Source organism: Bacillus cereus group sp. BfR-BA-01349 (assembly GCF_022663795.1).
GTDB lineage: Bacteria > Bacillota > Bacilli > Bacillales > Bacillaceae_G > Bacillus_A > Bacillus_A cereus.
Genome location: NZ_JAKUGE010000004.1, coordinates 163,874 through 185,088 on the forward strand (window position 1 = coordinate 163,874; position 21,215 = coordinate 185,088).

A 21,215-nucleotide genomic window follows, 5' to 3' on the forward strand; every position below is an offset into this window, starting at 1 on the left:
TTTTGCATAAATAATATTTGAAATCTCTAGAGGGGAGAATATGAATTTTTACAGGATATACAACGTTTCGGTGTCAATTAATAAGAGGGAGGGATTTATAAAGTGAAGACAGTTATAGAAGGTGTGTATAGTCCTTGTTATGGAAAAGTAGAGAAGTTATTTGTTACGGAAAGTTCTTACGTATACGAGTGGGAGAAATTAGCGTTAATTGAAACGATAGATAAACAGAAAGTAGAAATTAAGATAGGAATCAGTGGTTATATTGAATCATTAGAAGTAGTAGAAGGACAAGCTATTGCTGATCAAAAGTTATTAATAACAGTAAGGGATGACCTTTTAGTAACAGGCAGTGATTAATGTAAGTGATGTGTATTTTTGCTCTTTTAAATCATTATTTTTACGGTGAAGAATTTTAAAAACGCTTACATTAAATGGATTGGCAAAGTGAAAAGGGGGGATTTATATGATGGATCAAAACCAAGGATTAAAAAGAGAATTGAAAAGCAGGCACATATTTATGATTGCACTCGGTGGAGTTATTGGTACAGGACTTTTTTTAGGGTCAGGTTATACGATTCATGAGGCTGGACCTGGAGGAGCAATTGTAGCGTATCTTGTCGGTGGATTTGTAATGTATTTAACGATGCTCTGTCTTGGAGAATTAGCTGTTGCGATGCCTGACGCAGGGTCTTATCAAACGTATGCGACAAAGCATATTTCCCCTGCAGCAGGTTATGTAGTGGGATGGATGTCATGGTTAAACTGGTCTGCTACGATAGGTATTGAATTAATTGCAGTTAGTATTTTGATGAAACGTTGGTTTCCTGATGTACCGTCATGGATTTGGTGTGTAGTGTTCGCGGTACTGCTCTTTGCTATTAATGCGTTATCTTCAAGAAGTTTTGCGGAAGTGGAATTTTGGTTTGCAAGTATTAAAGTAATTACAATTATTGCATTTATTATTTTAGGCGGGACGGCAATGTTTGGTTTTCTAGATATGAAAGGAAATGAACCAGCACCGATGTTCTCTAGCTTTACTGATTACGGGGGACTGTTTCCGAATGGATTATCAGCCATTTTAATTACGATGATTGCAGTTAATTTTTCTTTCCAAGGAACAGAACTAGTTGGTATTGCAGCAGGTGAGAGTGAAAATCCAGAGAAAACGATCCCGAAGGCAATTAACAATACAGTTTGGCGTATACTTGTTTTCTTTGTACTATCTATTTTTATTCTTGCTGGACTATTCCCTTGGCAGCAAGCAGGAGTAATAGAAAGTCCATTTGTAGTTGTATTTGATAAAATTGGTATTCCTTATGCAGCCGATATTATAAATTTCGTTATTATTACAGCAGTTCTATCCGTTGCGAATTCAGGATTATATGCAACTTCTCGTATGCTATGGTCTATGTCTAATCAAGGAATGATTAGTCCGATTTTTGGTAAGTTATCTAAAAACGGTGTTCCTATTTATGCATTGATTGTAAGCACAATTGTAGGTTGTCTCTCATTATTATCAGGTATTTATGCGGAAGATACAGTTTATTTATGGCTGCTTTCTATCGCTGGATTTGGAGCGATACTAGTTTGGGCATCTATTGCTCTATCTAACTTATTAGCTAGAAGGTCATACATAAAGCAGGGCGGGGATGTGAAAGACCTGAAATTTAAAACACCGCTGTATCCATTCGTACCACTGCTTGCGTTAGTATTAAATGTAACAGTAATCGTTGGCATGGCCTTTATTCCAGAACAAAGAATGGCATTGTATTGTGGTATTCCATTTATGATTGTTTGTTTATTGTTTTATCGTGCTACAAGAAATAAGGGAAGTAATGTAGAGCATATTGAAAAGACAAATACAACGGAAGTAGAGAGTTTATAATAGTGATTAATTAGGAGACTGTAAAATTGTAAACAGTCTCTTTTTTTGTGAAAATAAAGCTGGAAACATACTATGTATGCAAAGGGGAATTAGCGATGAATCGAGAAATTTCGCAGTTGTTAAAACAAATAGATTCAAGGAAAGAGGAATTGTTAGAACTTACAAAAACATTAATTCGTTTTGAAACACCAGCACCGCCAGCGAGAAATACAAATGAAGCGCAAGAATTTGTTGCAGAGTTTTTAAGAAAACGAAATTTTAGTATTAATAAATGGGATGTATATCCGAATGATTCGAACGTTGTTGGGGTAAAAAAAGGAATAAAAAGTGACTCATATAAAAGTCTTATTATTAATGGTCATATGGATGTAGCTGAAGTGTCAGCAGATGAGGCGTGGGAAACTGATCCATTTGATCCATTTATAAAAGATGGCTGGTTAGTTGGACGTGGCGCAGCAGATATGAAAGGTGGGCTGGCTGGAGCGCTATTTGCCATTCAACTTTTACAAGAAGCTGGTATTGAATTACCTGGAGATTTAATCTTTCAATCAGTAATAGGGGAAGAAGTTGGAGAGGCAGGAACACTTCAATGCTGCAGGCGAGGTTACGATGCTGATTTTGCAGTCGTAGTGGATACGAGTAATTTACATATGCAAGGGCAAGGTGGTGTCATTACTGGATGGATTACAGTGAAAAGTCCGCAAACGTTTCATGATGCAACGCGCAGACAAATGATCCATGCTGGAGGACGTTTATTTGGAGCGAGTGCGATTGAAAAAATGATGAAAATTGTGCAGAGCTTACAAGAATTAGAGCGTCACTGGGCAGTCATGAAAACATATGAAGGCTATCCATCTGGAACAACAACAATTAATCCAGCTGTTATTGAGGGGGGAAGGCATGCGGCGTTTATTGCGGATGAGTGCCAGTTATGGATAACAGTGCACTTCTATCCGAACGAAACACATGAACAAATAATAAAAGAAATTGAAGAATATATTGGAAAGGTAGCAGCTGCCGATCCATGGTTAAGTGAAAATCCGCCACAATTTAAGTGGGGCGGAGAATCAATGATTGTAGATCGTGGTGAAATTTTCCCTTCATTAGAAGTAGATAGGGAACATGCAGCTGTAAAAAAACTTAGCTCAGTACACGAGTCTATTTTATCAAAAAATGCAATTTTAGATATGTCTGCAACGGTAACTGATGGCGGTTGGTTTAGTGAGTTTCATATTCCAGCGATTATATATGGACCAGGTACATTAGAAGAAGCACATTCTGTAAATGAGAAAGTTGAAATTGAACAGTTAATTGAATTTACAAAAGTAATAACAGCATTTATATATGAATGGTGCCACACGAAAAAATAGATTTGTATAGTAAAATCGTACGAGTATGTATACTTGTACGATTTTTTAGTGAACTATTTCAGAGGTGAAAATAAACAACTGAAATAGTTCTTTATTTTGCTATGTCTTTCGTTTTATTTCAAGTAATTTCTCTTTTGCTAATTCAACGGCGATCGCATCATCTAAATAGCCAATTGGAAAGAGATAGTCGGGAATAATATCTGTCGATAAAATGAAATACAGTAATGCGCTCCCAAGAACTGCACGTTCTTCTTTTGAAATGGTTTCATTGCAAAATTGTTGATACATATCTGTTAATTGTTCAATAAAAGGACCAGCACTATCAATTTGCTCTAATTTGCTTGCGAAACTGTCATGAATACGTTTTTCGCCTTCTGTTGTCTGGGCATAGCGTTCGTAATTTTCGAGTTCTTGTTTTACGCGAGTTGTAGTGTAATCGAAATCGAATAAGTTAGAGGATTGCAGCGTTTGCTGAATGGTATCAAGAGATGTGTACATATCTGTTTTTTCTTTATTTATGTGAGGAGAATCAGGGTACATTTCATCAAATAACAATTGGGGTGGAACTTGAAGACATTCTGCAAATTTTTGTAGATGTTTTTGTTTTGGCGGTTGTTTTCCATTAATAATTCTTGAGACTGTTGCAGGATCAATATTTGTAAGTATTCCTAGTTGGCGCATAGATAAGGCGCGTTCTTTTAAAAGTTTTTTTATTAATTTGCCAAGCCGATCATTCGGGTTTTCATTAGCCATAGTGTAGGCACTCCTTTTTTAGTATTGAAAAAATATTGAGCATTTATTACAAGTATATGAAACAGACAGGCACAGTTGCTCAACATTTTCATAATATGCATTGAAAAGTGAGAAAAAGGGGTGACTATTTATGAGTACAGTAGGCTTATTTTCAATTTTTTTAATCGGGATCGCTTCTAATTTAGATAATGCAGGTGTTGGAATTGCATATGGCATTCGTAAAATTCGTATTTCGTGGTTTAACAATTTTATCATCGCATTCTTTGGATTTTTATTTACTTTACTAGCTGGATTTTTTGGAAACTGGATTGCGTTATTTATTTCAGAGTTTACAGCAAATCTGATTGGAGCAATCGTTTTAGGGATAATCGGTGTGTTTATTTTGTGCCAGCCTTTCTTGGGTCAAAAAAATACTGCAGGTTCTAAAGATGATAATGTACTTATGGGCATTTTACGTAATCCGGAAAAAGCAGATTTTGATGGTTCTAAAACAATTAGTTTCTCAGAAGCAATTGTTTTAGGAGTTGCGTTGTCTATTAATAATATTGCAGGTGGATTTGATGCAGGGGTAACAAATTTAAATCTTTGGCTTACAGCGACTATTTCTGGGGTGTTTAGTTTTATTTGTATTAGTGGTTTTGCGTATGTAGGAAAACGATTTTTAGCAGAATACTTAGGGAAATGGGCGACAGTTATCGCAGGACTATTATTAATTCTTATTGGGATCGATCAGTTGTTGTAAGGAGAGTAGAAAACAAGGTTCGAGTATTTCCTTGGAAATACAGCAAGAGATTGCATATATCGACGTACTTTTCTCCATACTAATACGGATTTCTTTTAAGAAAGGGGGATTTGTATGGGACGCGGGAAAGCATTTGATCATAAGAAAAAAGGGCATGATCATCAACCACCTAAAGGTGCGTTCATTCATAAAGATGTAAATGAACATACTTTGGAAGAGGAAGAGCTACCAGTAAATATTGAGGCGTATAAAAATAGTTTGAAAAAACATTAAAAGCACCTACATAGGTGCTTTTTTACCGTATATCTTCAATTAATTGTTCGGATTCTTCATGCATACTGTACTCACTTAATACTTGAATGCAAAGCCACTTTAATTCCTCAATCGTATGCTCAAGTTCTTCAGGAAGCACATGATAAATGTCTTCAAGTCCCATCCCGAAATGAATAAGTTCAAGTACTTGATCATCGATGTTCCGATCCATTAATAATTCAAGTACTTCTAAATTGAATATGTATCGGTGAGCTTCGTCGAGTGAAACAACTTTTAACTTCAAGCTTTCTACAATACTTAATATAAAAAGAAGGATTGTTTTTTCAAGAACAGGTTGTTTTCCCATTTGAAATATTAGTTTCATCTTTCACACCTCCACATATAGCGCTAGGTTGTACTATATTATTCAGGAGGGGGGAACAAATATGCATGATATAGAGAAACTTTCAGCACTGTTTTTGTAAGAGGATTGATAACTGACAAAAGTGAGGTTTTGGCGAAATAAAAAATCCTGCTAGTATAGCAGGATAACTCACGATTAAAAAATGCTCCAACCTTCTTGAGCAGAAAGAAGTTCAAGAATTTTAAAACCGGCAATACTATTTCCGTTTGCATCTAAAGCTGGTCCGAAAATACCGATTCCCATGTCTCCTTTTACGCAGCCAAAAATACCACCGGCTACACCACTTTTTGCAGGAATACCAACACGAATTGCAAATTCACCAGATTCGTTATACATACCACATGTGACCATAAATGTTTTGCAAATTTTTGTAATATGCTTAGGGATAATTTGTTTTTTCTTATATGGATCATATCCATCCATTGCAAAAATTAAGCCGATACGTGCTAAATCGATGCAGTTTACTTCAACTGCGCATTGACGAGTATATAAATCCATAAGTTCTTCAATATCACAATCGATAATTCCGTTTTGTTTCATATAATAACAAAGTGAACGGTTTAGGTAAGCTGTCTCTAGTTCTGAATCGGCAACTTTAGAGGAATAATTAATAGTAGGATTATCTGTTATTTCACGTACAAAATGAAGAATACGTTCCATTTTTTCCTCGTTATCTTTTCCTGCTAGCATGCTTGTAATAGCTAAAGCCCCTGCATTTATCATTGGATTAAGGGGTTTGGATGGACTTGTCGTTTCTAACTTAATAATAGAATTAAATGGGTCACCCGTTGGTTCCATTCCAACTTTAGAAAATACATATTCTTCACCACGGTCTAAAAGGGCAAGGGCAAGTGTAATTACTTTGGAAATACTTTGAAGAGTAAATAGTGTTTGTGAGTTGCCTGCATGGATATATTCTGTTTCTTTATGGAAAATGGCAATCCCTAAATCGTCTGGATTTGCATTTCCTAGTTCGGGGATATAAGTAGCAAGTTTTCCTTTTTTCGTATATGGTTTTACGTGTTCTAACAACTGTTGTAAGTTGTTTGTTTCAATGCACTGCATAGTACCAACGCTCCTATTTTGAATTAACTAAGTTTACTTTTCCCGATATGCTCGGAAATAAATAATAACATGAAAAAGTGGAATGATAAAACGAAAGTTCAATGTGCTATAATAGGTCTTTCGTTTCGAGTATTCTGTATTTTAAAAAGGATAATTTTCCTTTTATATAACAGTTTGGAAATAGGAGATTTATCCATAAAAAGTTCAGAAATAAAAACTACACATCTATACAACTATATGTTATTATGGTTATGTAATAGAAAGCGTTTTCTAAAGCGTACTTATAATGATAACGATTTCATAAATTTGATTAGGGGGAATTAAAATGTTGCAGTTTTTACAACGTATTGGTAAAGCTTTAATGCTTCCGATCGCAGTACTACCAGCAGCAGGATTATTGCTTCGTTTAGGGCAACCAGATGTATTTGATATTCCTGTTATGGCACAGGCCGGCGCAGCAGTTTTTGATAACTTAGCACTTATTTTTGCAATTGGTATTGCAATCGGTCTTTCAGTGGATGGTAGTGGTGCAGCAGGTCTTGCAGGTGCAATTGGTTATCTTGTTATGAAAAATAGTATTGATGCACTTAGCAAAGGGTATTCAACTGCTGAATTACAAGATAAATTAGGTAAAGTCCAAGATTTAATAGGTAATAGCGCAAATGTAGATCCATCTAAGCTTGCGGATACAATGACACAAGTATCTAAGGCTGCTGAATTATCGACTAAAGTAGATATGGAAGTCTTAGGTGGTATTATTGTTGGTGTTATAGCAGGACTTCTTTATAATAAATTCCATAAGATTAAACTTCCAGAATGGTTAGGTTTCTTTGCTGGAAAACGTTTCGTTCCAATTGTTACATCAGTCGTGATGCTGATATTAGGAATTCTATTTGCACAAATTTGGCCAACAATTCAAAATGGTATTGATGCATTAGCTCATGGAATTGTTAATTTAGGTGCAATTGGTTCAGGATTATTTGGTTTATTAAACCGTTTATTAATCCCAATTGGTTTACACCACGTAATGAACACATACTTCTGGTTTGTATTTGGGGACTTTACAAATGCAGCAGGTAATGTTGTTAATGGTGATATTGCTCGTTTCCTTGCAGGTGACAAAACAGCAGGTATGTTTATGACTGGTTTCTTCCCAGTTATGATGTTCGGTTTACCAGCAGCATGTTTCGCAATGATTGCAGCTGCTAAACCAGAAAAGCGTAAAGCAGTTACTGGTATGTTAGCTGGTCTAGCATTAACTTCATTCTTAACTGGTATTACAGAGCCTATTGAATTCTCATTCATGTTTTTATCACCAGTATTATATGGTATTCATGCTGTACTAACAGGTCTTTCTTTATTCATTACAACATCGCTTGGCATTCATGATGGTTTCTCATTTAGTGCCGGTGCAATCGATTACGCTTTAAACTTCGGTATTGCAACAAAACCAGTCTTACTAGCAGGTATCGGTTTAATTTACGCAGCAATTTATTTCATAGTATTCTACTTCTTAATTAAGAAGTTCGATTTAAAAACTCCTGGTCGTGAAGATGACGATGAGTTAGTTGAAGATGGTGAGGCACCAGTTGCAGGTTCAATTGGTGAAACTTATGTAGCAGCTTTAGGCGGAAAAGAAAACTTAACAGTTATTGATAACTGTGCAACACGTCTACGCTTACAAGTAAAAGATGCTGGTCAAGTAAATGAAGCAGCATTAAAACGTGCTGGTGCAAAAGGTGTTATGAAATTAAGTAATACAAGTGTCCAAGTTATCGTAGGTACAAATGTTGAATCTGTTGCCGATGATATGAAAAAACACGTATAAATAATGAGATAAGAGGATGTCCAAAAAGATTGATAACATCAATTTTTTAGAGGATATCCTCTTTTTTTGTTAATAATTTAACGGGAATCTTACTTTTGTAAATTTTCTTTTTCTTTTTTGTACATATAGGTTGGTAATATGTGCAGTGCGTGATAAAGTAGGGATGATATAGAGTGGATTATCCATAATCTACTAAAACGAATCTTTAGTAAAGGAATTAAATTATTGGTGAGTAAGGGGAAAAAAGCAATTATGGATCAGGAAAAAAATAATGCGAATGGGAAAGTACGTCGGCCGATTGTATACATAAACAGAACAATCATTCTCGTCTTACTATTATCACTTGTATATTTCATGTATACAAAAATTGTTGCGCATAATAAGAAAGAAGAAACTTTAAAAGCGGCAGCAGAAATGAAGAAACAAGAAGAGCTAAAAAAGAAAGAAGAAAAAAAGAAACAAGAAGTACAGAAGCAAAAACAAAAAGAGCAGGAAGAACAAGTGAAGCAAGCGCAAGCTGTGGAGAAGCTTCCCGAGGGACCACCTCAAGAAATTAATGAAAACGCTCAATTGGACCAGTATTTACAAAACGCAGGATTTAGCGGGACAGCTGTTATTGTGAAGAACGGAAAAGTTCTTTTGAATAAAGGGTACGGTATGGCAAATAAAGAACAGAAAGTACCGAATAATTCAGAGACGACTTTTTATATTGGTTCTATTTCAAAGGCATTTGTAGCAACTGCTATTATGCAGTTGAAAGATCAAAATAAATTACAAGTAGAAGATACTGTTGCAAAGTATATTCCAAATTTTCCTCAAGGTAATAGTATTCAGCTAAAACATCTATTAACACATACATCAGGGATTCCCGAATATGAGCAGGGAAAAGAAGATATTTCTCATGAAGAACTGATAAAGCGGATAGGAAATCAAAAGCGTATTGGTGGTCCGGGAGAGAAGTGGAAGTATTCTGATTCGAACTACTCTATACTTGCATACATTGCCGAGAAGGTAAGTGGACAGTCGCTCGAGGAATATATTAAACAACATATTTTTGCTATTGCGGGTATGAAACATTCTGGTTTTGGTACAGCGTTAGAACAAACAAGATTCCCATCAACGGGTTATAAAATAGTAAATAATAATATGACAACACCTAATATTCCGAGCATGTCACAACTATATGGTTGTGGTGATATATACACAAGTGCGCATGATTTATATTTATTTAACGAAGCACTATTCTCTGGTAAATTAATTTCAAAAGAGAGTTACGATCAAATGTTTACGGGTGGAAAAAAGGATTACGGGTTTGGATGGTACGTAGACCCAGGAAGCTATTCGAATCACGGTGTAATGCCAGGATGGAATTGCTTAAACGGATTTAGTAAAAATGGTAGTGTATATGTTGTTTTATTATCTAACATTCAAAATAACATTAAATCATTTGGTAAAGTGAATAACGATATTTATTCGATATTGCGGAATATTGAAGTGTAAGAAACTATCCTTTTGGATAGTTTTTTTTATGCCTTGAACTAAATATTTCTTTTAGAAAATGTATGTCTTACCTATCACAAAAATATCTATTTTGTATACATTAAGATGTATGGATGTGAAATTTTATAATCTATAAATAATAGGAGGAGAAGTGTATGTGTCTGTTCAGAAAATATTGGCATAAATTATCGAGATTGTTTAATAGGCAATTAGATTATTTTTTAGATAATAAGTTATTACCTGCTGTGGAAAGACTTTTATTTTCACAAAACTTCGCGAGATTTATTCAAAGAAACTCTAAGCAAGCTACTGAAGAAGTTATTGAATCAAGTAGATTTCAATCTATTATTTGTAACATTTTAAAAGAATGTACTACATCACCTTTTAAAGAAATTGCAGAGCAGTATTTAGGTAAAAACGTAGAAATTACTGTGACAGTGGGACAGTTAACAGGCGTTATTGTAGCAGTTGGTGATGACTTCTTAACATTGCAAGAAGGAATAGGAACAGAAGTTTTATTACCATTTACAAGTATTATATCAATTAAAGAAGCGTAAGAAAGGAGCGTTATATATGTTATTTACTGATGAATTACGTAACCATGTTGGGGAACTAGTACAAGTTGTGACAGCTGTAGAAATCATTGCAGGCGTTCTTTTATCTGTGACGGATGGGGCAGTAATTGTTCGTACTTCTCCTTCTTATGGACCACCAGAAGATGTAATTGTGCGTATTCCTATTATTGCTTATGTTCGCTTGGAAGGGTAAGAGTGATACAAGTATGAGAGTGTCAGTTGTTATTCCAGTGCATAATGAAGCAAGTACTTTATCAAAAGTTTTAGGAGAAGTAAGAAAGCTCGAACCATATGAAATTATCATAGTAGATAATGGATCGACAGATGGTACGAAAGAAATAGCGCTACAGCATAATTGCCGTGTGATTTATTATAGATATTCCCTTGGTAATGATGTGGGACGGGCAATTGGTGCTAGAGAAGCAAAAGGTGAAATTGTTTTATTTTTAGATGGTGATATCGTCATGAAAAGTGAAGAATTATACAATTTTATTAAAGGAATACAGCAAGGACATGAGATTGTTTTAAATAATTTAACATGGTCCGTTTATTTGAAGATGAGACCGCATTATACGACGGTTGGAAAATATATGTTAAATCGTTATTTGAACAAGAAGGAGTTTGTTGTAGGATCTTTAATTGCAATACCACATGCGATAAGTCGTAAAGTGATTGAAAAACTGGGGTGGTGGAATTTAGCAGATCCAGCATTATTTCAAGCAATGGCGATGTCTAGAGGAGTAGATATTTCTGATATGGCTTCAGTTGATGTCATTTACACAAATAAAGTTCGTCCTGTCCATACGGGCACATCACCTGGCTCTCCTTATCCGAAAGCGACTAGTCGTATTATGGGTGATCATTTGCGTGCTTTACAATACGTAATCGAAACATACGGGAATCGCGGTGGTTTTTCAGAGGACAATAGAGATAGAGCGTTTGTAGGAAAGTATAAACCAGTTTTATTACAAAAGAAAAAAGCGAAATATAGTGCCATTATCCCGGTATCAGAAGAAAAAATAACTATAAGGTCTGTTATACAAGAAGTGAAAGAAGCAGGTGTAGATGAAATTATAGTTGTCGCGAATGGAGCAGATGTTGAGACTGTTAAACAGGCAAAGCTAGAGAATGTTATTGTAGTTAAATTTACGAAGGCGCTTGGACATAATGTAGCAAGAGCAATAGGGGCCATGCATGCTACGGCAGATATTTGTTTATTCGTTGATGGTGATTTTGTTATTCCAGCAAAAAAACTCACTCCATTTTTACATGCTGTTGAAGATGGAAATGACGTGGTGTTAAATGATTTACAATGCTTATTAGATATGTTTCATCCAGCAGATCCAATTAGTATGGGAAAATACTTTTTGAATTTGGTAGCGAAAAGACCAGATTTATGGAATAACTCACTAACTGCTATACCACATGCCATGCATAAGAAGGTAATAGAGAGAATAGGATATGACTCCCTTATCATTCCGCCATTAGCACAAGTGAAAGCTATTTTAGAAGGATTCTCTATTACAACAGTAGAGTTAGTAGATGTTATAAAAACAAATCGAGTACGTCCAGAGCAACACGAATTTGTAAATGGGCGTATTTCAGCGTTTGATCGTATTTTCGGTGATCAACTTGAGGCGGTTACGTATTTATTACAACGTACGGACGAACGTGGTGGCTTTACTGATGGAGATAGAGATAGAGATATCATTCAACAATTGAGAAGGGAAGAAGAGAATACAAATGAATAGTAGTAAAGTAGCTATTATTGGGTTAGGGTATGTTGGCCTTCCTTTAGCGGTACATTTTGCAGAAAGAGGGCATACAGTACTTGGATTAGATAAAGATATTAGAAAAATAGACTCAATTATAAAAGGAGAAAGTTATATTCCAGATGTTTCTTCTAAAGAGTTACAAAGTTTATTGACGAAAAAAAAATTAACAGTAAACACACCGGATCAAGGCATTGCTGATTTTCAAAATAGTGATTATGTTATTGTCACCGTCCCGACTCCAATTAATGAACAAAGAGAACCAGACTTAAGTGCCCTCATTTCAGCTTCGCATTATATACAACAAAACCTTCAAAAAGGACAAACCTTCATTTTTGAAAGCTCCACATATCCAGGCACACTTGAAGAAGTCATCCTACCTATTATTTCTCAAAATAGTAACAAGGTAGGGGAAGATTTCTATATCGGATATTCCCCTGAGAGAATTGATCCAGCAAATAGTCAATATTCAGTTCAAGCTATTCCAAAAGTTATTAGTGGACAAACAGAAAAGTGTAGACAAAAGGTACAGGATTTATATAGTACCATTTTTGACGAAGTTGTACCTGTTAGCTCTCCGAAAGTAGCAGAGATGTGCAAGCTATTTGAAAATATTCAGCGCTTAGTTAACATTTCTTTAGTAAATGAACTAAACACACTATGTGAAAGTTTAGGAATTGATTTTTATGAGGCGCTTGAAGCCGCATCTACAAAACCGTTTGGATTTACCCCATATTGGCCAGGACCAGGAATAGGAGGACATTGCATTCCAGTAGACCCTTTATATTTTCAATGGAGAATAAAAAAGAATGGGGCAATTAGTCAATTAATTGAGGCAGCACATATAATTAATGAAGAAATGCCAGAGAAAATAGTCCGAAAAGTAAAAGGCATGGTGCAATCACCTGCATCAGTTTTAATTGTAGGAATTGCTTATAAGAAAGATGTAAATGATTTGAGAGAATCACCAGCGTTACCGATTATTCAATTATTAAGAAATCAAGGATACGAGATAGAATATCATGATCCTTATATTTCTTTCGCGGAAATTGGAGATAAGGTGTATCAATCTGTTTCTTTAGATGAAGAAAAAGTTAAAAAAGCGGATTGTATTTTAATTTTAACGGATCATTCTAATATTGATTGGAAGCTTTTTAAAGGAATGGACCGAGTAATAGATACACGCGGGATTGTAAAGAAGGTGAGCAAATGAGTAAGAAATGTTTAATTACAGGTGGGGCCGGATTTATCGGGTCGCATTTAGCTGAAGAGTTGATGAGAAGAGGTTATGAGGTCACTGTTGTGGATAACTTTTATAAAGGTAAAAATAAGTACCATGAAGAGTTAATGAAAAAAATCCGTGTTATTCCAATAAGTGTTTTAGATAAAAATTCTATTTATGAATTAGTAGATCAGCATGATGTCGTGTTTCATTTAGCAGCAATTTTAGGTGTGAAAACAACAATGGAAAAAAGTATAGAGCTCATAGAAACGAATTTTGATGGGACGAGAAATATTTTACAAGCAGCGTTAAAAGGAAAGAAGAAAGTAGTTTTTGCTTCTACTTCAGAAGTATATGGTAAGGCCAAGCCGCCTTTCTCTGAAGAGGGAGATCGATTATACGGGGCCACTTCTAAAATTCGTTGGAGTTATGCAGTTTGTAAAACGTTGGAAGAGACATTATGTTTAGGATACGCATTAGAAGGTTTACCGGTAACGATTGTTCGATATTTTAATATTTATGGTCCAAGAGCGAAAGATGGTCCGTATGCAGGGGTAATCCCGCGATTTATTAGTGCGGCTTTGCAAGGAGAAGACATTCTCGTATATGGAGATGGAAAGCAGACACGTTGCTTTACGTATGTAAGTGATGCGGTAGAGGCAACGATTCGGGCAATGGATGAGAAGGTAAATGGTGAGATTATTAATATAGGTTCTGAGAATGAAAAGAGCATAAAAGAAGTAGCAGAAGTAATTAAAAAATTAACGAATTCTTCTTCAAAGATTGTACAAGTGCCTTTTGAAGAAGTATATCCTTATGGTTTTGAAGAAATTCCAAATAGAAGACCAGACGTAACAAAATTAAAAGAGCTTGTTCAATTTCAAGCGAAAGTAACGTGGAAAAACGGATTGAAGGAAACAATTAAGTGGTTTCGTGAACAAAACAATGGCTAAGTCATTATCTGTTATTATTCCTGCATGTAATGAGGTCGATACGATTTCAGACGTTATTCAATCGGTAAGACCATTAAATCCAGTAGAAATTATTGTAGTAGCAAACGGTTGTAATGATGGAACAGAAGATGTTGCAGATCGTTTAGGGTGTAAAGTAATCAAACATACAGAGCTACTAGGGAACGATGTTGGACGTGCAGTCGGCGCAAAACATGCGATAGGTGATGTATTACTATTTATAGATGGTGATTTTGCTATTCAAACTTCAAAATTAAAATTATTCCTTAATCCGATTTTATACGATCAGGCAGATGTAGTTTTAAATAATTTGGATGCATTATTTTTAAAAAGGCAAAAACCTACTTCTATTACAGTATGGCGCCAAATATTAAATGCAATGTTAGAGCGTGAAGAATTAAAAATTAATTCTTTATTAGATGTACCTCATGCGCTGACGAAAGAAGTCATTCAAAGCATCGGATATGAATGTTTTGTTAATCCTATTGTGGCTCATTTACGCCTACTTCAAAGTAAATGGACAATTAGTCGTCATTGCGCCATTGACGTTATTACGCCAAATAAATTTCGTCCATTCCAGCATGCTGCATATGGAACAAATCTTTCCCAATCTGAAAAAAGAATGATAGGTGATCATATAGAAGCAGTAGCGGCACGGATATTAAGCAGTGATGAGCGCGGAGGATATTATGATGGAAATAGGAAAAGGGATAGTGTCTATCATACTTTAAGTTTTGAAGAGTTTTATCAAGGATGGGGTGTCACATCTAATTTGTATAAAGGAAAGCAACTATCTGTTGTTATTCCCGTACAAGATGAAGAGAAAACAATTGGAAACGTTATAGAAGAGCTTCGCAAAATTGAACCCTTCGAAATTATCGTTGTCGTAAATGGTTCGTCAGATAAAACGAAAAAAATTGCAAAAGACAAAGGGGCAACGACAATTGTATATAAAGAAGCACTCGGAAATGATGTAGGGCGCTCACTTGGAACGTATTTTGCAAAAGGAGAAATTGTGTTATTTATAGACGGCGATTTTGTTATTCCAGCGAGTGAGCTATATCCTTTTGCAAAAGCTATAGCAGATGGAAAGGACGTCGCATTAAATGATTTAAATCATTATTTAGATTTAAGAGTACCGCTTCATCGTGTAACTGCATTTAAATATGCACTAAATTTAGCTTGTGATAGAAAGGATTTAGGGGTAGGCTCACTTATTGCGGTACCTAATGCATTTAGCCAAAAGTGTTTGAAAGCAATTGGGTATAAATCTTTATTGTCACCTTGTGTAGCACAAGTGAAGGCTCTTCTTTCTGGATTTGAAATTGCATGTGTATATCGTGTTGAGGTTGATAAGATGAATCGTATTCGTCCCAGTGAACATTTCGCAAAAATAGGTCACCCTCCAGCTGTACTTCGAATTATAGGTGATCATATAGAGGGACTAGAGCAAATAATTGCATTAACAGACAATCGTGGCGGATTCTATGATGGCAATAGAAAAAGAGATGTTTTATAGAAGTAACAAAAAAAGTGTACAACATGTGTACACTTTTTTGTTCTGTTATAAAAACTATAACAGATTAGGAGATAAGAGTATTACAGCTCTACAATGGGTATTGTTCTTATATTACAAAATAGGACTTGTATATAAGGGTACCAAAAAAATACAATTAAGGAAAGAGTTAATTTTAAAGACTTTTAAATGAAGTTAACACTATATATATAGTAGTTTGCTCAAAATTTCACAAACATGTCACAACTATTTCGTTCACTTTCGTAAAAAAGTAGTATTCTAAGTGTGTAAGCTGTTATATAAAAAATCTTAGTCCTGTACTAATCAAAAATGGAGGAGATTAGGATGACTCAAGTATTAGAAAATGTTAAAAACGCATGGGAAAACTTTAAAGGTGAAAAATGGAAAGCAGAGATTGATGTTCGCGATTTCATTTTAAATAATGTAAACGTTTTCGAAGGGGACGAATCTTTCTTAGCAGAAGCAACTGAAGCAACGAAACAACTTTGGGATCAAGTAATGGATTTAACAACAAAAGAACGTGAAAACGGTGGCGTTCTTGATATGGATACAAAAATTGTTTCTTCTATTACATCACATGACCCAGGATACTTAAATAAAGATATTGAAAAAGTAGTCGGTTTCCAAACTGATAAACCGTTTAAGCGTTCTTTACAACCATATGGTGGTATTCGTATGGCAGAACAAGCTTGTGAATCTTATGGATACGAAATGGATAAAGAACTTAGTCGTATTTTTAGAGATTGGAGAAAAACTCATAACCAAGGTGTATTTGATGCTTATACACCAGAAATGAGAGCTGCTCGTAAGTCAGGTGTTATTACTGGTCTTCCAGATGCATACGGACGTGGACGTATTATCGGTGACTATCGCCGCGTAGCGTTATATGGGGTAGATCATTTAATTGAAGCGAAAAAAGCTGATTTAAATTTAACTGGCGGTGTAATGAGCGAAGAGACAATGCGTTTACGCGAAGAATTATCTGAGCAAATGCGTGCACTTCAAGAGTTAAAACAAATGGCTGCTTCTCATGGCTTCGATATTTCTAAGCCAGCAACAAACACGCAAGAAGCATTCCAATGGTTATACTTCGCATATCTTGCAGCAATTAAAGAGCAAAACGGAGCTGCAATGAGTCTTGGACGTACTTCTACATTCTTAGATATTTACATTGAAAGAGATTTAGCAAATGGTACTTTAACAGAAGAAGAAGTACAAGAAATTGTAGATCACTTCATTATGAAATTACGTCTTGTGAAATTTGCAAGAACACCTGATTATAATGAATTATTCTCTGGTGACCCAACTTGGGTAACTGAGTCTATCGGTGGTATGGCATTAGATGGTCGTCCATTAGTAACAAAGAACTCATTCCGTTTCTTGCATACATTAGATAATTTAGGACCAGCTCCAGAACCAAACTTAACAGTTCTTTGGTCTAAACAATTACCAGAGAACTTTAAAAACTACTGTGCGAAAATGTCTATTAAAACATCAGCAATTCAATATGAAAATGATGACATTATGCGTGCTGACTACGGCGATGACTACGGTATTGCATGTTGCGTATCTGCAATGAGAATTGGTAAACAAATGCAATTCTTCGGCGCACGTGCAAACTTAGCAAAAGCATTACTATATGCGATTAACGGTGGTAAAGATGAAAAATCTAAAGCACAAGTTGGTCCTGAGTACGCACCAATTACTTCTGAAGTATTAAATTATGAAGAAGTTATGCATAAGTTTGATATGACAATGGAATGGTTGGCGGGTCTATATTTAAACACATTAAATGTTATCCATTACATGCATGATAAATATAGCTATGAACGTATTGAAATGGCACTTCATGATACAAACGTTCTTCGTACAATGGCAACAGGTATTGCTGGTCTATCTGTAGTAGCAGATTCATTAAGTGCAATTAAATACGCAAAAGTAAAACCAATTCGTGATGAAAATGGTATTGCAGTTGACTTCAAGATTGAAGGAGATTTCCCTAAATACGGTAACAATGATGATCGTGTAGATGAGATTGCTGTAAATCTTGTAAAAACATTTATGAATAAACTTCGTAAACATAAAACATACAGAAATTCTGTTCATACAATGTCAATCTTAACAATCACATCTAACGTTGTATACGGTAAGAAAACTGGTAATACTCCAGATGGCCGCCGTACTGGAGAACCATTTGCACCAGGTGCGAACCCAATGCATGGACGTGATACAAAAGGTGCATTAGCTTCATTATTATCTGTGGCTAAATTACCATATGAAGATGCACAAGATGGTATTTCTAATACATTCTCTATTATTCCGAAAGCACTTGGTAAAGAAGATGATGTACAAGTACGTAACTTAGTATCAATGCTTGATGGCTATGCAGTAAAAGAAGGCCACCACTTAAATATTAACGTATTTAACCGTGAAACATTAATGGATGCAATGGAACATCCTGAGAAATATCCACAATTAACAATTCGCGTATCTGGTTACGCTGTAAACTTTATTAAATTAACTCGTGAACAACAAATTGATGTAATTAACCGTACAATGCATGAAAGCATGTAAATGAAAAAAGTGTCCCTTCGCTCTTAATATATAGTGAAGGGAGGCTGTTTCAATAAAGGAGGAAGTAACATGGTAAAAGGAAGAATACATTCTGTAGAGTCTTGTGGTACTGTTGATGGCCCAGGGATTCGTTATGTCATATTTACACAAGGGTGTTTATTACGTTGTCAATATTGTCATAATGCTGATACGTGGGAAATCGGTAAAGGTAAAGAAATAACAGTTGAAGAAGTGATGCAGGATGTGACATGTTACCTTCCATTTATTGAAGCTTCCGGAGGCGGTATAACAGTTAGCGGTGGAGAGCCATTATTACAGCTAGACTTTTTAATTGAGTTGTTTAAAAAGTGTAAAGAGGCTGGTATCCATACAACAATCGACTCTTCTGGTGGTTGTTATTCTGAGGAACCAGAATTCCAAAATAAGCTAGATATTTTAATGGATTATACAGATTTAGTTTTATTGGATCTGAAACATATCGATTCCAAAAAGCATCGTAAATTAACAGGGAAACCAAATGAACATATTTTACAATTTGCTCGTTATTTATCGGATAAGAATAAACCGATTTGGGTACGACACGTATTAGTTCCTGGTGTTACGGATAATGAAGAGGATCTACAAAAACTATCTAGCTTTATTCAAAGTCTGTCTAATGTTCAAAAAGTTGAAGTGTTACCATATCATAAGCTTGGTGTATATAAATGGGAGGCGCTTGGACACAAGTATCCACTCGCAAATGTAGAACCACCTACTGAGAAAAATGTAGAACATGCTAAATATATTTTACAAGCGGTCTAATCCAAATATTGGATTAGGCTTTTTGCTTTCTTTACAATAAAATCTAGAGTATATATTGATAAAAGAGTATACTGAAAGTAGAATATCCATAATTTTGTACGGAATAAATGGAGAAATTTACATAATTGTAAAGGGAAATCAAAATAGTAAAAAGAATTAAGAAGTAAAAGAGTGAGTATCATGGAATAGAGAACATTTGTAAGTTATTGCGAAAGCTCTTATAGGAAAGTATAATGTAAAGATATGAGCACAGATAGGATTAAGGGGTCAATCTTATATGCTTTGCATATCCACGACAGGTACATAGCTGAAAGGGAATTATTAGAATCTGTTTATGTAATTTTTAAGGAAAATGTTTTTCCTATTGTCGTATATGCAATATGGAGAAACAAAAAGCTAGGAGTGGATTTGTTTGATAAAAAACCCCAAGGTTTTAATATTAACTGCACAATACGGTAATGGTCATGTGCAAGTAGCAAAAACATTAGAACAAACATTTCGCCAAAAAGGAATTGAAGATGTTATTGTATGCGACTTGTTTGGAGAATCACATCCATTTATAACTGACATTACAAAATATCTATATTTAAAAAGTTATACAATAGGAAAAGAATTATATCGTTTGTTTTATTACGGGGTAGAAAAAATTTATGATAAGAAAATAGCATCTTGGTATGCGAACTTTGGAAGGAAACGTTTGAAAACACTTTTACAGGTGGAGAAACCAGATATTGTAATTAATACATTTCCAATTATCGCTGTACCAGAATTAAAGAAACAAACAGGTATTTCAATTCCTGTCTATAATGTATTAACGGATTTTTGCGTGCACAAAATATGGATTCATCGAGAAGTAGATCGTTATTTTGTTGCAACGGATCATGTGAAAGAATTGATGGTTGATATCGGTGTACCTGCGGAACAAATTGTTGAAACAGGAATTCCAATTCGGAGTAGTTTTGAGTTAAAGGTAAATCCAGAAATCATATATAATAAATATCAGTTATGTAAGAATAAAAAGATTTTACTAATTGTAGCAGGTGCTCATGGGGTATTAGGAAATGTAAAAGAACTATGCCAATCATTTATGTCAGTGCCTAATTTACAAGTAGTTGTCGTTTGTGGGAAAAATGAAGCTTTAAAACAGGATTTATTAAGTTTACAGAAGCAAAATTCCGATGCATTAAAAGTGTTTGGGTATGTTGAAAATATTGATGAATTATTCCGTGTTACTTCTTGTATGATTACGAAGCCAGGCGGAATAACATTAAGTGAAGCAGCAGCGTTGCAAGTACCTGTCATTTTATATAAGCCTGTTCCAGGACAAGAAAATGAAAATGCGATGTACTTTGAAAGAAAGGGAGCAGCAGTTGTCATTCGCGATGATAGTGAGGTTTTTGCAAAAACAGAGGCATTATTACAAGATGATGTGAAGCTTCTTCAAATGAAAGAAGCAATGAAAAGCATCTATCTTCCAGAGCCAGCTGGCCATATTGTAGATGCAATTTTGGCGGAAAATCATGCAGAACCGCGTCATATACCTATTAAATCACCTGCTCTTGCACAATCTTTTACTTAATATGAAACCCTCTTTGTATATGTAAAGAGGGTTCTTTATTATTTTTAAAGAAAATTTAGTGAGTTATCCACAAAAGGATTGCGCTTTCATTAAACAGTAAAGTCGGAATATTAACAACTATATCCACATTGTCCACAATTTTTAGAAAAATATCCACAATTAAAACAGCTGATATATGCTTTAATATAGAAAAATATTAAATGTTTTTGAAAATTACTAACAATTTCATCGGTTTTGTGGATAAAGTTGTCCACAGCAAAAAAGTCCCTTATGTATGAAGTGCACCCCAATTGTTAGACACATAACTAACAATTGGAGGTGCATTTTTTATGGCTAAATTTTCTTCAAAAGATAAAATAAAAGCA

20 protein-coding genes and 1 pseudogene are annotated in these 21,215 nt (G+C 35.0%); 18 read left to right on the forward strand and 3 right to left on the reverse strand.

Annotated elements, in window-relative coordinates; translation table 11 throughout:
• Positions 1–102 precede the first annotated feature (102 nt).
• From MR169_RS04480 to MR169_RS04490, 3 genes are all read left to right on the forward strand, one after another.
• Positions 103–357, forward strand: a complete 255-nt coding sequence (locus MR169_RS04480) for a biotin/lipoyl attachment domain-containing protein (protein ID WP_000859489.1) — start codon at positions 103–105, stop codon at positions 355–357.
• Positions 358–463: 106 nt separating this feature from the next.
• Complete coding sequence (locus tag MR169_RS04485) at positions 464–1,885, forward strand: amino acid permease (RefSeq protein ID WP_242318960.1); 1,422 nt, start codon at positions 464–466, stop codon at positions 1,883–1,885.
• A gap of 95 nt (positions 1,886–1,980) precedes the next feature.
• Positions 1,981–3,255: an acetylornithine deacetylase gene (locus tag MR169_RS04490; protein WP_242318962.1), complete on the forward strand. Its 1,275-nt coding sequence runs from the start codon at positions 1,981–1,983 to the stop codon at positions 3,253–3,255.
• 99 nt (positions 3,256–3,354) lie between these two features.
• Here MR169_RS04490 and MR169_RS04495 read toward each other — a convergent pair whose 3' ends face one another.
• On the reverse strand, positions 3,355–4,008 hold the full coding sequence (locus tag MR169_RS04495) for a DUF1232 domain-containing protein (protein ID WP_001262772.1): 654 nt from the start codon (positions 4,006–4,008) through the stop codon (positions 3,355–3,357).
• Between the two features lie 130 nt (positions 4,009–4,138).
• On the opposite strand from MR169_RS04495, the gene ytaF reads away from it, so the two are divergent.
• Both ytaF and MR169_RS04505 read left to right on the forward strand, forming a co-directional pair.
• Positions 4,139–4,750 carry a sporulation membrane protein YtaF gene (gene ytaF, locus MR169_RS04500; RefSeq protein WP_000108729.1) on the forward strand — a complete coding sequence of 204 codons (612 nt, stop codon included), beginning with the start codon at positions 4,139–4,141 and terminating at the stop codon, positions 4,748–4,750.
• Between the two features lie 114 nt (positions 4,751–4,864).
• The gene (locus MR169_RS04505) at positions 4,865–5,023 is read left to right on the forward strand and encodes a hypothetical protein (RefSeq protein ID WP_000532409.1); all 159 of its coding nucleotides are present in this window, start codon (positions 4,865–4,867) and stop codon (positions 5,021–5,023) included.
• Positions 5,024–5,045: 22 nt separating this feature from the next.
• On the opposite strand, the gene MR169_RS04510 is transcribed toward MR169_RS04505, so the two are convergent.
• Both MR169_RS04510 and glsA read right to left on the reverse strand, forming a co-directional pair.
• Positions 5,046–5,387, reverse strand: coding sequence for a DUF3969 family protein (locus MR169_RS04510; protein WP_000766604.1), 342 nt, complete (start codon positions 5,385–5,387; stop codon positions 5,046–5,048).
• Between the two features lie 174 nt (positions 5,388–5,561).
• Complete coding sequence (gene glsA, locus MR169_RS04515) at positions 5,562–6,491, reverse strand: glutaminase A (RefSeq protein ID WP_242318963.1); 930 nt, start codon at positions 6,489–6,491, stop codon at positions 5,562–5,564.
• Between the two features lie 69 nt (positions 6,492–6,560).
• Between glsA and MR169_RS28440 the strand changes: the two are divergent.
• From MR169_RS28440 to MR169_RS04575, 13 genes and pseudogenes are all read left to right on the forward strand, one after another.
• Positions 6,561–6,675: pseudogene (locus MR169_RS28440) on the forward strand (transcriptional regulator).
• A gap of 141 nt (positions 6,676–6,816) precedes the next feature.
• Positions 6,817–8,319 (forward strand): N-acetylglucosamine-specific PTS transporter subunit IIBC, encoded by a 1,503-nt coding sequence (gene nagE, locus MR169_RS04520; RefSeq protein WP_242318964.1) that lies wholly within the window; start codon positions 6,817–6,819, stop codon positions 8,317–8,319.
• A 252-nt stretch (positions 8,320–8,571) separates the two neighbouring features.
• On the forward strand, positions 8,572–9,819 hold the full coding sequence (locus MR169_RS04525; protein ID WP_000371845.1) for a serine hydrolase domain-containing protein: 1,248 nt from the start codon (positions 8,572–8,574) through the stop codon (positions 9,817–9,819).
• A gap of 155 nt (positions 9,820–9,974) precedes the next feature.
• A complete protein-coding gene (locus tag MR169_RS04530; protein ID WP_000335534.1) occupies positions 9,975–10,376 on the forward strand; it encodes an LSm family protein in 402 nt (133 codons plus the stop codon).
• Between the two features lie 16 nt (positions 10,377–10,392).
• Complete coding sequence (locus MR169_RS04535) at positions 10,393–10,587, forward strand: LSm family protein (RefSeq protein ID WP_000899468.1); 195 nt, start codon at positions 10,393–10,395, stop codon at positions 10,585–10,587.
• A 13-nt stretch (positions 10,588–10,600) separates the two neighbouring features.
• Positions 10,601–12,145 carry a glycosyltransferase family 2 protein gene (locus tag MR169_RS04540; protein WP_242318966.1) on the forward strand — a complete coding sequence of 515 codons (1,545 nt, stop codon included), beginning with the start codon at positions 10,601–10,603 and terminating at the stop codon, positions 12,143–12,145.
• A complete protein-coding gene (locus tag MR169_RS04545) occupies positions 12,138–13,379 on the forward strand; it encodes a nucleotide sugar dehydrogenase (protein ID WP_001088930.1) in 1,242 nt (413 codons plus the stop codon). The genes MR169_RS04540 and MR169_RS04545 overlap by 8 nt, the downstream gene beginning before the upstream one ends.
• Positions 13,376–14,341: an NAD-dependent epimerase/dehydratase family protein gene (locus tag MR169_RS04550; RefSeq protein WP_242318967.1), complete on the forward strand. Its 966-nt coding sequence runs from the start codon at positions 13,376–13,378 to the stop codon at positions 14,339–14,341. The genes MR169_RS04545 and MR169_RS04550 overlap by 4 nt, the downstream gene beginning before the upstream one ends.
• The gene (locus tag MR169_RS04555; RefSeq protein WP_242318970.1) at positions 14,334–15,878 is read left to right on the forward strand and encodes a glycosyltransferase family 2 protein; all 1,545 of its coding nucleotides are present in this window, start codon (positions 14,334–14,336) and stop codon (positions 15,876–15,878) included. The genes MR169_RS04550 and MR169_RS04555 overlap by 8 nt, the downstream gene beginning before the upstream one ends.
• A complete protein-coding gene (locus MR169_RS04560) occupies positions 15,847–16,068 on the forward strand; it encodes a hypothetical protein (protein ID WP_016117126.1) in 222 nt (73 codons plus the stop codon). The genes MR169_RS04555 and MR169_RS04560 overlap by 32 nt, the downstream gene beginning before the upstream one ends.
• Positions 16,069–16,220: 152 nt before the next feature.
• Positions 16,221–18,470, forward strand: a complete 2,250-nt coding sequence (gene pflB / locus MR169_RS04565) for a formate C-acetyltransferase (protein WP_044795654.1) — start codon at positions 16,221–16,223, stop codon at positions 18,468–18,470.
• A 69-nt stretch (positions 18,471–18,539) separates the two neighbouring features.
• Positions 18,540–19,271 carry a pyruvate formate-lyase-activating protein gene (gene pflA, locus MR169_RS04570; RefSeq protein WP_000238467.1) on the forward strand — a complete coding sequence of 244 codons (732 nt, stop codon included), beginning with the start codon at positions 18,540–18,542 and terminating at the stop codon, positions 19,269–19,271.
• Positions 19,272–19,683: 412 nt separating this feature from the next.
• Positions 19,684–20,850: a diglucosyl diacylglycerol synthase gene (locus MR169_RS04575; protein WP_242318969.1), complete on the forward strand. Its 1,167-nt coding sequence runs from the start codon at positions 19,684–19,686 to the stop codon at positions 20,848–20,850.
• The last annotated feature ends 365 nt before the right edge of the window (positions 20,851–21,215 follow it).

Excerpts from the sequence above, each read along its gene's own strand:
- MR169_RS04485 (WP_242318960.1), top strand. The coding sequence starts at position 464 with ATGATGGATCAAAACCAAGGATTAAAAAGAGAATTGAAAAGCAGGCAC.
- MR169_RS04490 (WP_242318962.1), top strand. The coding sequence starts at position 1,981 with ATGAATCGAGAAATTTCGCAGTTGTTAAAACAAATAGATTCAAGGAAA.
- MR169_RS04495 (WP_001262772.1), bottom strand. The coding sequence starts at position 4,008 with ATGGCTAATGAAAACCCGAATGATCGGCTTGGCAAATTAATAAAAAAA.
- ytaF (WP_000108729.1), top strand. The coding sequence starts at position 4,139 with ATGAGTACAGTAGGCTTATTTTCAATTTTTTTAATCGGGATCGCTTCT.
- MR169_RS04505 (WP_000532409.1), top strand. The coding sequence starts at position 4,865 with ATGGGACGCGGGAAAGCATTTGATCATAAGAAAAAAGGGCATGATCAT.
- MR169_RS04510 (WP_000766604.1), bottom strand. The coding sequence starts at position 5,387 with ATGAAACTAATATTTCAAATGGGAAAACAACCTGTTCTTGAAAAAACA.
- glsA (WP_242318963.1), bottom strand. The coding sequence starts at position 6,491 with ATGCAGTGCATTGAAACAAACAACTTACAACAGTTGTTAGAACACGTA.
- nagE (WP_242318964.1), top strand. The coding sequence starts at position 6,817 with ATGTTGCAGTTTTTACAACGTATTGGTAAAGCTTTAATGCTTCCGATC.
- MR169_RS04525 (WP_000371845.1), top strand. The coding sequence starts at position 8,572 with ATGGATCAGGAAAAAAATAATGCGAATGGGAAAGTACGTCGGCCGATT.
- MR169_RS04530 (WP_000335534.1), top strand. The coding sequence starts at position 9,975 with ATGTGTCTGTTCAGAAAATATTGGCATAAATTATCGAGATTGTTTAAT.
- MR169_RS04535 (WP_000899468.1), top strand. The coding sequence starts at position 10,393 with ATGTTATTTACTGATGAATTACGTAACCATGTTGGGGAACTAGTACAA.
- MR169_RS04540 (WP_242318966.1), top strand. The coding sequence starts at position 10,601 with ATGAGAGTGTCAGTTGTTATTCCAGTGCATAATGAAGCAAGTACTTTA.
- MR169_RS04545 (WP_001088930.1), top strand. The coding sequence starts at position 12,138 with ATGAATAGTAGTAAAGTAGCTATTATTGGGTTAGGGTATGTTGGCCTT.
- MR169_RS04550 (WP_242318967.1), top strand. The coding sequence starts at position 13,376 with ATGAGTAAGAAATGTTTAATTACAGGTGGGGCCGGATTTATCGGGTCG.
- MR169_RS04555 (WP_242318970.1), top strand. The coding sequence starts at position 14,334 with ATGGCTAAGTCATTATCTGTTATTATTCCTGCATGTAATGAGGTCGAT.
- MR169_RS04560 (WP_016117126.1), top strand. The coding sequence starts at position 15,847 with ATGATGGCAATAGAAAAAGAGATGTTTTATAGAAGTAACAAAAAAAGT.
- pflB (WP_044795654.1), top strand. The coding sequence starts at position 16,221 with ATGACTCAAGTATTAGAAAATGTTAAAAACGCATGGGAAAACTTTAAA.
- pflA (WP_000238467.1), top strand. The coding sequence starts at position 18,540 with ATGGTAAAAGGAAGAATACATTCTGTAGAGTCTTGTGGTACTGTTGAT.